The 9914-nt window shown below is 45.3% G+C and carries 11 protein-coding genes; 5 read left to right on the top strand and 6 right to left on the bottom strand.

All coding sequences use genetic code 11. The features are described from left to right. Positions 1-159 precede the first annotated feature (159 nt). Together V2H45_RS23295 and V2H45_RS23290 are read right to left on the bottom strand one after the other, a co-directional pair. Positions 160-645 carry a DUF4079 domain-containing protein gene (locus V2H45_RS23295; protein WP_330486084.1) on the bottom strand — a complete coding sequence of 162 codons (486 nt, stop codon included), beginning with the start codon at positions 643-645 and terminating at the stop codon, positions 160-162. 80 nt (positions 646-725) lie between these two features. After that, positions 726-1220: an MEKHLA domain-containing protein gene (locus tag V2H45_RS23290; protein WP_330486083.1), complete on the bottom strand. Its 495-nt coding sequence runs from the start codon at positions 1218-1220 to the stop codon at positions 726-728. Positions 1221-1330: 110 nt separating this feature from the next. Here V2H45_RS23290 and V2H45_RS23285 point away from each other — a divergent pair, with 110 nt between their 5' ends. Further along, positions 1331-2218 carry an alpha/beta fold hydrolase gene (locus tag V2H45_RS23285; RefSeq protein ID WP_330486082.1) on the top strand — a complete coding sequence of 296 codons (888 nt, stop codon included), beginning with the start codon at positions 1331-1333 and terminating at the stop codon, positions 2216-2218. Here the strand turns inward: V2H45_RS23285 and V2H45_RS23280 are convergent. Next, positions 2175-2825 carry a DUF1997 domain-containing protein gene (locus V2H45_RS23280; protein ID WP_330486081.1) on the bottom strand — a complete coding sequence of 217 codons (651 nt, stop codon included), beginning with the start codon at positions 2823-2825 and terminating at the stop codon, positions 2175-2177. The genes V2H45_RS23285 and V2H45_RS23280 overlap by 44 nt on opposite strands. Before the next feature lie 212 nt (positions 2826-3037). Between V2H45_RS23280 and V2H45_RS23275 the strand changes: the two genes are divergently transcribed. Next, positions 3038-3451 (top strand): helix-turn-helix domain-containing protein, encoded by a 414-nt coding sequence (locus V2H45_RS23275; RefSeq protein ID WP_330486080.1) that lies wholly within the window; start codon positions 3038-3040, stop codon positions 3449-3451. Positions 3452-3629: 178 nt separating this feature from the next. Further along, complete coding sequence (locus V2H45_RS23270; protein ID WP_330486079.1) at positions 3630-4058, top strand: hypothetical protein; 429 nt, start codon at positions 3630-3632, stop codon at positions 4056-4058. Positions 4059-4144: 86 nt separating this feature from the next. On the opposite strand, the gene V2H45_RS23265 is transcribed toward V2H45_RS23270, so the two are convergent. Both V2H45_RS23265 and V2H45_RS23260 read right to left on the bottom strand, forming a co-directional pair. Continuing rightward, positions 4145-5590 carry a TldD/PmbA family protein gene (locus tag V2H45_RS23265; protein WP_330486078.1) on the bottom strand — a complete coding sequence of 482 codons (1446 nt, stop codon included), beginning with the start codon at positions 5588-5590 and terminating at the stop codon, positions 4145-4147. 215 nt (positions 5591-5805) lie between these two features. Beyond that, the gene (locus V2H45_RS23260; protein WP_330486077.1) at positions 5806-6708 is read right to left on the bottom strand and encodes an FAD-binding oxidoreductase; all 903 of its coding nucleotides are present in this window, start codon (positions 6706-6708) and stop codon (positions 5806-5808) included. Between the two features lie 713 nt (positions 6709-7421). Here V2H45_RS23260 and ilvB point away from each other — a divergent pair. Continuing rightward, the gene (gene ilvB / locus V2H45_RS23255; RefSeq protein ID WP_408648882.1) at positions 7422-9170 is read left to right on the top strand and encodes a biosynthetic-type acetolactate synthase large subunit; all 1749 of its coding nucleotides are present in this window, start codon (positions 7422-7424) and stop codon (positions 9168-9170) included. Between the two features lie 103 nt (positions 9171-9273). Here the strand turns inward: ilvB and V2H45_RS23250 are convergent, their stop codons facing one another. Continuing rightward, positions 9274-9441, bottom strand: coding sequence for a hypothetical protein (locus tag V2H45_RS23250; protein ID WP_330486076.1), 168 nt, complete (start codon positions 9439-9441; stop codon positions 9274-9276). On the opposite strand from V2H45_RS23250, the gene V2H45_RS23245 reads away from it, so the two are divergent. Continuing rightward, on the top strand, positions 9440-9865 hold the full coding sequence (locus tag V2H45_RS23245; RefSeq protein ID WP_330486075.1) for a hypothetical protein: 426 nt from the start codon (positions 9440-9442) through the stop codon (positions 9863-9865). The two genes, V2H45_RS23250 and V2H45_RS23245, sit on opposite strands and share 2 nt — an antisense overlap. The last annotated feature ends 49 nt before the right edge of the window (positions 9866-9914 follow it).

Genomic DNA, 9914 nt, shown 5'->3' with positions numbered 1-9914 from the left:
GAGTCCCTTTACGCAAAGATCTCTAGGCGTTGCATTTCATCCTTGAATTGGCGATACGTTGTATTGGATCGTGCGCTTCAGCTCAGTTCGCCAGCGATCGCTGGGCTAAGTTCAGTGCCATGGGCTAACCGAAGCCGAAACCCGAACCTTCTAGGCAATTTAGGCAGTTGCTTTCGACATTTGATCGATGAGGCGCAGCACAATATCAAATCCTGTAATGGTTTGCCAAGCAAAGATCGCAACTAGAGATACGTTAATACTAATATGCGTAATTCTTGCCCACTCTTTGCCCTGTTGCATAAATGGCGATAAGGAAGCTGATAGAGCTGCCAAAGCTGCTAAACCAAGACCAGCGAATAGATGGGGACCAGGAAACAATTTATTGTTGTTGATATAGGTCACTGCCATCCCACCAACACAACCCACAACCATCAAAACTAAAAAGAGAGAGCCGATTTTGTGATGTTGAAGGTTGTAACGAGCTGACATCATGGCTTTTTTGGTTTCACCCTCGGCACTCCGCGCCCGTCGAAACTGAATACCCAGATATAAAGCATAGAGAGCCAATATAAGGGTTAAGGTCATCAAAACAGGATGGAAGAACGTAACGAATGGCTTTAATTCTGCTGGAATCTGAATGCCCATAAATTTTCTGAAAGTTAAGTAATCTAAATTAATTTGTTAACCAGTGTAAACCAATTTCCTGATAGGGGCTAAAGCTTAGGCTACACAAACTCCCAATTGCTAAATGTTGCTGCTTGACCCCAATTTTTGCCTTGTTCGTCGATCGCATTCCAGACGATCGCATTGTTAATGTAAAAGCGTTGCCCCACACTGTTAATCCGAAGACCCCGATAATTTTCAATAAATCCTTGGGTGCGGGTTTGAGTGAGAACGCGATCGCGCTCTTCTCTTTCGATCGGCTCGGCTGTAAAGCGTGAAGGGGTTGTTGTGAACTGTTGCCACTCCATTTGCCAGAGTTTTAAAGCAGTAAGATTGCCGTAGTTCAAGATGGGATCGGCTTCTAAGCCATGAGAAACTACGACAAAATCTGCCTCAAATAAAGCTCGAGCAATTGCCATTGGTGAATCTGTTGAGTCTACAATCTGGAGCAGGGGTTTTCCCGTCAAGTATTCAAAACTGTATAGCAAGCGTTGGCTATGCTGAACGATCGCTTCTTGCTGCCAAATGGGTGGCATTGATTGAATCTCCTCGGTCATGGCTAGATTATCCTACGCAGTGTAGAGAGGGCTTACTCGGTCTGTATGCTAAAAGTTAATTCAGCGATCGAGTTTCCAATATCCAATATTCAGTAGCCAAATTCAAGCCAGTGATTACCCAACAAATACCAACCAGTCAGTTTGAGCAATGCCAATGGCAGTGGCAAGGACACCAAATTCAGTACACCGCTGTGGGTGAGGGGCAACCTCTCGTCCTAATCCACGGCTTTGGGGCTTCGATTGGGCATTGGCGCAAAAATATTCCCGTTCTAGCAGCCGCAGGCTATCAGGTGTATGCGATCGATTTGCTGGGGTTTGGCAATTCTGATAAACCCGCTCTAGATTACTCCTTGGATCTGTGGCAGCAACTCTTAAAAGATTTTTGGCAAGAGCACATTCAGACCCCGACGATTTTTATCGGTAACTCAATTGGGGCATTACTAGCCCTAATGCTGGTGGCGGACTATCCTGAAATCTCCGCAGGTGGCGTTTTACTGAATGTTGCAGGTGGACTGAATCATCGTCCCGACGAACTCAATTATCCCTTGCGCTGGATTATGGGAGCCTTCACCCAATTGGTGAGTTCTCCAATTACGGGTAAGTTTCTATTCGATCGCGTGCGGCAAAAACATCGCATTCGCGGCACCTTGTCTCAGGTCTATTGCAATGCCGACGCAATTACTGACGAACTGGTGGAAATTCTCTATCAGCCTTCTTGCGATGCGGGAGCCCAGCAGGTATTTGCTTCGGTGTTGACCGCTCCTGCGGGGCGCAAACCAGCGGAATTGTTGCCTCAAGTGGAACGTCCTCTGCTAGTTTTGTGGGGCGAGTCTGACCCTTGGACACCCTTTAAAGCCGCCAAAATCTATCAAGACTACAGCCAGACAAAAAATATCAAAGTAATCCCGATCGCGAATACAGGTCATTGTCCCCATGACGAAAGACCAGAGGTGGTTAATCCTTTGATTGTGGATTGGTTATCTGAGATAGGGATTTAAGTTCTTCTTTGGTTCTGCTTGACTTAGCTAAACCCTTAGCTAAACCCCTAGCCCATTCCTTATAGTCTTCGATCAGATGCCGTTCTAACTGTTCTTTCATGGTCAGCAGAACGCTTCTCAACAAGCTATTCCCAACAATGCCGATCGCACCAGGAGGCGTAAAGAGTAAAAAGGAAGGAGGAATATCTACACTGACGCGTAAATTCACATTCCCGACCAGTTTGGTATGATGTTTGGAATCGCCGATCGGCTTGAGTTGTCCTTGCAGAGAGAGTTTAAAGTTGTGATTCATAAAATCTGCACCTTTAATTTCTGCACCAATGGAACGCAAATGCAAGGAACTATCAGGCTTGACATGAATTTCAATGTCCGCGATCGGTCGAATCTTGAGGTGAAAAAACTGTAAAGGCTGTACGAGCAACTTATAGCGAAAATACCCTTGCTGGCTCAAATTTGTCGATAGGTTTAATGCCTCCAGACCAGTATTGGTGCGATCGGCAAGCAGTTTAATCAGTCTTTGCGGTTGCTGTAAATAGTCTGAAATCCCTACAGGCTCAGGTGGAACATGTAAAGCGATCGATTCGGTAGCGTGAAATTCAGTCGTCATAGTAAATCTATTATCTCAAGTTTATTGCAGGTTTTGCAGCAATTCGCTTTGGATGCGTAGATCGCATCATCTAGATGTCAATACGATCGCATGTTAAGTGCGCCTAAAGATTCTTGCTTTGGATTGTCTGGCTTGGGTTACTCAACTGAGAAAAGGAAATGTGTTTAAATATGTCTTAACTCATACTGAGTATGACTCAGGGACTTGGAAAAATGACCCTTACTTTAAATAAAGAAGTTTATGGAAGTCTGCTAGCAGATATTCAGCCACAGCTCATTACGAATGAAGCCGAAAACGAGCGTGCGTTGAACATTGTCGAGAATTTGCTAGCAGACGAAAATCTCTCCCCAGAGCAAGAGCAGATTTTGAAGCTTTTGGTTGCTCTAATCGAAAAATTTGAAGCGGAGCATTATCAATTAGAAGCTTCAACGCCTCATTCGATTCTCTTACACCTGATGGAAGCGAGGGATTTGCGGCAAGCTAACCTTGTGGGTGTAATTGGTTCGCGGGGTGTGGTTTCTGAAGTTGTGAATGGAAAAAGACAAATTAGCAAAAGCCAAGCCAAATCTCTTGGCGAGTTCTTTCACGTCGATCCCAGCTTGTTTATTGATTTCTCAATGCGGTAAATGTGAGGGAGGGGCGCGATCGCTGAGCGTCAGATTCCCCAAAACAGATATTTGCGAACGTAGTCTCACAAAAGCAGAATGGTAGGGGGCAATTCATGAATTGCCCCTGATCAATCGAATAGGATTGCTATGCTAAGATCTCGATGATGAATTACTATTCACTCTTCGTTAAGAATTAATGTCGATCGCTGTTTGGATTATTCTGGGCATTTCTTCTAGCATTGGTTTCCTCTTTCTGCTCCCAGTTGTCAGTGGTTGGGGACGAATGCATAAAAAATATCGAACTTCTCAATCTCCTCCCTCAATCATGTCGCATATGAATAATGCAAGGGTTGGCTGGGTTGGGTTTAGAGGAACGCTCAATATTGGCGTAAGTTCGCAAGGTTTGTATCTCAGTACCTTCATTCTTTTTAGACCATTCCTCCCTCCTTTGCTAATTCCTTGGTCAGAAGTGATTCGCGTCAAGAAAAAGGATGGGATCTTGGGGCATTTTTATTATTTGAGCATCAACACAAAACCGATAACGGTTATGCGCCTGCCACAAGCCCCTTTAACCTCAGTTTCTTCCTTACTTGAGGCTAAAGTTCTAGATGGCTTCACCAGCTAATCGCTCCCGATCGAGTCATAGCACTTTCAATTTCAACGGCTCGGGATTTGAGTGCCAAAAGCTAACAGATATGACTAAAAGCCCTATCAGCTTGCGCCGCCAAACACCTCAATATTCTCAAACAGACAGACAGGCGAGGCATGACCGACCCGAATGACTTGATTGGGTTCGCCTTTGCCGCAAAAAGGAGAGCCGTAGACTTCCATGGTGGTGCGATCGCCGATTTGTTTCAAACTCCGCCAAAACTGATTGGTAATGCCGCGATAGTTAGGGTTGCGAAGCGTCTTGGTCAGTTTCCCATCTTCGATTAACTGCGCGTACTCGCAACCAAATTGAAATTTATTGCGATAGTCATCGATCGACCAAGAACGATTGGACTGCATATAAACTCCACGCTCCACATTGCCAATGATGTCATTTAAACTACTGGGAGTTTCACTGGGTTCGAGGTTGAGATTTGCCATGCGATCGATCGCAGGACGATTCCAAGAGCAGGCTCTCGCACTGGCAACTCCTGAAATTTGCGATCGCACTTGGCTTTCGTAGCTGCCTAAGCCCCTTAACAACATGCCATCTTTAATCAGATATTCCCTTGTCGCCGTCATGCCGACATCATCAAAACCATAGCTGGCAAACTCCCCTTTCACAGTCGGGTCAAAGGTAATATTCATAATCTCTGACCCATAGACGAGATTGCCAAAGTCAGAGAGCTTCACAAAACTGCTGCCAGCATAGTTGCGTTCGTCACCCAGAATGCGATCGATTTCGAGAGGATGACCGACGCTCTCGTGAATCTGCAATAGCATTTGATCGGGGGCAAGCACGAGGTTGGTGGTTGTGGTTGGGCATTCCTCCGCAGACAACAGCTCCACTGCCTGCTCGCCAATTTGTTTAGCCCGATTTAAAACTTCGGTTCTTTCAAATACTTCCATTCCTGCTTGATTGCAACGAGCTAGTTGCCCATTGTCACCCCGACTTTGAATGATATTGCCCTCTTGAGCCGTCGCCCCATAGTCTGTACTCACCAAGAGAAACTTTTGATAAATATCTGAACCATTGGTGCTCGCCAGTTTGATCTCAGTTTCGGTGACAACTGTATAGGCACTGGTTTTGACAATCTTATCTGAGGTATGTAAGGTATCGCAGATTTCGATCAGTAATTCGTTGATTTCTTTAGCCGTGAGCAGATCGGAAGGCTTAACAAAAGGTGAAAAATATTGTCCAGTTGCTTTGGGTCTTTGTGCCTCGGTAAACGCATAGACAGCCCACTTTGAGGCAGCGATCGCCTGTTGATAAGCACGCTCAGCCGCCAGTTGAATATTTGCCAGATCGAGATGATTGGTGCTGGCATAGCCAAACTGCCCATTTGCTAAGACTTCTATCATCACGCCATGGGTATGACTTTTGCTGTTAGATTGCGGTTTGCTGTCCCTGACATAGCGGGTGGTACTAGTTTCTGTTACTTCTCTTAGCCCGATCCAAGTTGCAGGTAAACGAATGCTCTCTAGTGCTGCTTTTAAATCAAATTGCATGGTGCTTTCCTTACATGACTGATGTCTAATATAGCAAGCCTAGCTCGTTCCTCTACAGATTGACTGTAATCTACCAACCTAAATCCCACACCAAAAACATTTGCAGCCGCTCGGAATTTGAGTAGTGCGTATCGTAATGCATCAAAAAACACAAAAAAGCGATCGCTAATAAACATAGCGATCGCTCTCAATTAAGCATTTAAATTCTTGAATGACTAGTAAGTCTCAACGTGCCAACGACCTTCAGACTTCATTTGTTTCTCAAATACTTTCCATTCAGTACCGTTCTTAGCGGCAGTAGAAACCATAAACTCAGCAATTCCATCTTCCATACCGCGCAAGCCGCACATATAGGTATGTGTATTTGGCTTCTGGAAGAGATCCCACAGCTCATCTGCATATTCAGCCATGCGATTTTGGATGTACATCTTTTCACCCTTCTCATTCTTTTGTTCGCGGCTGATTGCTTTGTCAAGACGGAAGTGCTTTTTGTGTTTGTATGCCAACCACTCTAGATCGGGCTTATACAAGAGCGCAGAGTCGGTAGGTACGCCAAAAAACAGCCATGCGAGACCCTTAAACTTATAGTCGGGGTGGGTTTCCTTAAACATACGCCATAAAAACGCGCGGAAGGGAGCAATACCCGTCCCCGTAGCAATCATGATAATGGTTGCCGTGGGATCGTCGGGCAATAGCATTTCCTTGCCAACGGGGCCTGTGATTTTCACTTCATCACCAGGTTTGAGATCGCAAATATGATTAGAGCAAACTCCCAAAACTGTCTCGCCTGTCTCAGGATGCTTGTATTCTAGGCGTTTTACACTGAGAGATATGGTCTTGTCATCTCCATCATCACCGTGACGGGTCGAAGCGATCGAGTAAAGACGAAGTTTGTGGGGCTTTCCATTCTTATCTTCACCAGGAGGAACAATTCCAATGCTTTGTCCTTCTAAATAGCGAAGGTCACCACCTGAAAGATCGAACTTTACATGGCGAGTATCTCCCTGTGCGCCTGGTCTGACCAGTACTTCATTGGAAATGCACTTCCCCACAAAGGGGTTATTAGGACGATAGATATTTACAGGAATATCTTTTTTTTCTGATTGCGACTGAGTCATGAGCCTTACGTTAATATGAGAAGATGACAGGCAGATACCAACTACATCATTGGCAATATGTATTAACTCAGAATGTTACCTTTAGAGATTGACTAAAGCGAACATTCTTTATGTTTTATTCGCCTTGCTTTGGCTTTGTCATCGTTTATTGACGCGATTATCTATGCGTGAATGCATATTCCGCACAAGGTTACGGTTAAATATTTGTCGTCACGAAACCCAGCTAAAGGCTTTGCACAAAGCGAATCTAACATATAATGATTATCCATCCTACATAAGTGTGGGTCACTTTAGATCGTAATTTTACGAAAAAGCCCGATCCCATTGCGCTACTAGAGTACACAAATCCACGAAAAAGTCTGTGTACCTCACTACCTAAAGTTCTATTTATGCTATTATTGCTACAAAACTGGACATTGCATAGCTTCTTTTAGGGAACTGGCGATCGAGGCTTTTAAGCCCCACTGTCCTAATATTTTTAGAAAAGAGCAACTTTGAATTTGTTCACTTGAGCTTAAGGCTTAGAGGCATCTTAAGGTCTTAATATTTAAAACTCAGACATTCAAAGTAGTCATATCTCGCTGTAACAAAAGCCATGATTCTCATGCCTAAGTTTGCAGCACAGATAGGATTTGGGGAACCGTTTTAAATCTTAGTCCAATTCGTCCAACAACTTAGTTCAGATTATCATTGCTAGTTATCGGGAGGCTACTTTGCGTACATCAGGTGCTTTTGCTCTTATAGACAGTATTAGAAGACAGGGCGTGAAGCACCTGTTTGGCTACCCCGGTGGCGCGATTCTGCCTGTCTATGATGAAATCTACAAGGCGGAAGCCAGAGGAGAACTGACTCACATCCTTGTCCGCCACGAGCAAGGCGCAGTTCATGCTGCCGATGGCTATGCCCGTTCTACGGGGCAAGTGGGTGTGTGCGTTGCCACCTCTGGACCTGGTGCCACAAATCTTGTCACAGGGATTGCGACGGCACAGATGGACTCCGTTCCTTTAGTGGTAGTTACGGGTCAAGTTCCTTCCTATGCGATCGGTACCGATGCATTTCAAGAAACTGATATTTTTGGAATTACCCTGCCGATTGTCAAGCACTCCTATGTGATTCGCCGCCCTGAAGATATTGCGCGGGTTGTCGCCGAGGCCTTTCATATTGCGGGAACGGGGCGTCCAGGTCCCGTATTGGTCGATATTCCCAAAGATGTGGGGCAAATGCAGTTTGAGTACAATCCAGAAGTACAGATTAGCTTGCAAGGCTATAAACCCAATGTCAAAGGACATTTACATCAGATTGCCTCAGCCATTAAATTAATTCGGGAAGCAAAGCGTCCTTTACTCTATGTCGGTGGTGGGGCGATCGCTTCCAACGCCCATCTAGAAGTCATGCAACTGGCAGAACGTTTTCAACTGCCCGTGACCACTACTCTGATGGGTAAAGGGGTATTTGATGAGAGTCATGGTTTGTCTGTGGGCATGCTAGGTATGCATGGCTCCGCCTATGCTAACTTTGCCGTGCAGGAATGCGATCTATTGATCGCAGTGGGAGCTAGATTTGACGATCGCGTTACAGGGCGTTTAGATAAGTTTGCCCCAGAAGCAAAAGTAATTCACATCGATATTGACCCTGCGGAAGTAGGCAAAAACCGCGTCCCCGAAGTGCCGATTGTGGGAGATGTCAAACAGGTTCTTAAGTCCATTTTAGATGCCACAACCTACGAAGAAGAGATTTTCACGAAGGCTTGGCTGGAAAAGATTCGCCAATGGAAGCAAGACTACCCCTTAGAAGTCCCTAGTTACTCCGATCAACTGTCTCCACAGGGTGTGATTGCTGAGTTTGGCAAGCAGGCGCCAAATGCCTACTTCACCACCGATGTCGGACAGCACCAAATGTGGTCGGCTCAGTTTCTTAAAACTGGCCCCCGCCGTTGGATTTCGAGTGCTGGTTTGGGTACGATGGGCTACGGACTGCCTGCGGCCATGGGTGTTAAAGTGGCCCTCCCACAGGAGCAAGTCATTTGTATTAGTGGAGATGCTAGCTTCCAAATGAATTTACAGGAGCTGGCAACGCTGTCTCAGTATGGCATTAACGTCAAAATTGCGATCGTGAATAATGGCTGGCAAGGTATGGTGCGCCAGTGGCAAGAGAGTTTCTATAACGAGCGCTACTCTGCCTCGAATATGGAAGTGGGAATGCCTGACTTTGTCAAGTTGGCGGATGCCTTTGGCATTAAGGGGATGTTGGTGATCGAGCCTACCGACCTATCAACTGCCGTTGCTCAGATTTTGGCGCATGATGGCCCTGTTTTAGCGGATTTTAGAGTCAAACGGACTGAAAACTGCTATCCAATGGTTCCTCCGGGAGCGAGCAACTCTGAGATGGTGGGCTTGCCTGAGCCAAAAGGCAATCAAGAACTGACAAATTTAATTGCAGAAAGGGCAAAGGAACTGGTTTAGATCTTTGTAAAAGGATAAATTCACAGCATTTATAGAGTTTTCATAAAGAGAACTCTATATTTTTTTGGTCTGCTGTAAGCTTTTAACAGCCCTGTTTGCAGGGTTACTGCCTGACATTAAACCCACAGCTAGGAGTTGCCTCCACCAAAGCGATCGCTGAGAACCCCTGCGATATGGTGTGAAACTTTCTAATTTGGGTAATGTTAAACCAGTTCGTTACAAACAATTTTTCAGGTAATTTCCCACTTGAGTCCCTATAGGAAGACTTCATGCAATTTTTAAATCGATATGTTTTTTGTGCTTTGTTGATGATTGTGAGTCTGAGTTTTGCTACTCCTAGCTTTGCTCAAGATCTCAAGGTTGCAGACAAAGGCGCAGATTGTCAGGCATTGGGTACGGCAATTCAAAAAATCACCCAAGGCGATCCCAAAACTTCAGACGAGGCCTTTAAGTTTCTCAACACGATCGCGCAAGGCGTGCAAGATGTAAAGCTATCAGAGCCAACTTTAAAAGAGTTACAATCGGGCTATGCCAAAGCGATCGCTAACCTCGCCCAAGCGATCAAGGTAATTGGCGACAAGAACCCTAAAGCCGAACCATTTAAATCGGAAGTATTTAAACCTGCCTTTGAAGCCTTCACCACAGAAATCACACCTCTCTCTAAGCAGGGTAGAGCAGCCTGTACAGCATCTTAGAGCGTGTTTGAGAAGTTTAGGGTAGAAAAAAAGCCCCCAAAGTTATAGG

It is taken from the genome of Tumidithrix elongata BACA0141, assembly GCF_036349135.1.
GTDB classification, from domain to species: domain Bacteria; phylum Cyanobacteriota; class Cyanobacteriia; order Pseudanabaenales; family Pseudanabaenaceae; genus Tumidithrix; species Tumidithrix elongata.
This window is presented reverse-complemented; position numbering and strand designations above follow the sequence as displayed.

Coding starts and splice junctions, on each gene's coding strand:
- V2H45_RS23295 (WP_330486084.1), bottom strand. CDS start 645: ATGGGCATTCAGATTCCAGCAGAATTAAAGCCATTCGTTACGTTCTTC.
- V2H45_RS23290 (WP_330486083.1), bottom strand. CDS start 1,220: ATGACCGAGGAGATTCAATCAATGCCACCCATTTGGCAGCAAGAAGCG.
- V2H45_RS23280 (WP_330486081.1), bottom strand. CDS start 2,825: ATGACGACTGAATTTCACGCTACCGAATCGATCGCTTTACATGTTCCA.
- V2H45_RS23275 (WP_330486080.1), top strand. CDS start 3,038: ATGACCCTTACTTTAAATAAAGAAGTTTATGGAAGTCTGCTAGCAGAT.
- V2H45_RS23270 (WP_330486079.1), top strand. CDS start 3,630: ATGTCGATCGCTGTTTGGATTATTCTGGGCATTTCTTCTAGCATTGGT.
- V2H45_RS23265 (WP_330486078.1), bottom strand. CDS start 5,590: ATGCAATTTGATTTAAAAGCAGCACTAGAGAGCATTCGTTTACCTGCA.
- V2H45_RS23260 (WP_330486077.1), bottom strand. CDS start 6,708: ATGACTCAGTCGCAATCAGAAAAAAAAGATATTCCTGTAAATATCTAT.
- V2H45_RS23245 (WP_330486075.1), top strand. CDS start 9,440: ATGCAATTTTTAAATCGATATGTTTTTTGTGCTTTGTTGATGATTGTG.
- V2H45_RS23250 (WP_330486076.1), bottom strand. CDS start 9,441: ATGAAGTCTTCCTATAGGGACTCAAGTGGGAAATTACCTGAAAAATTG.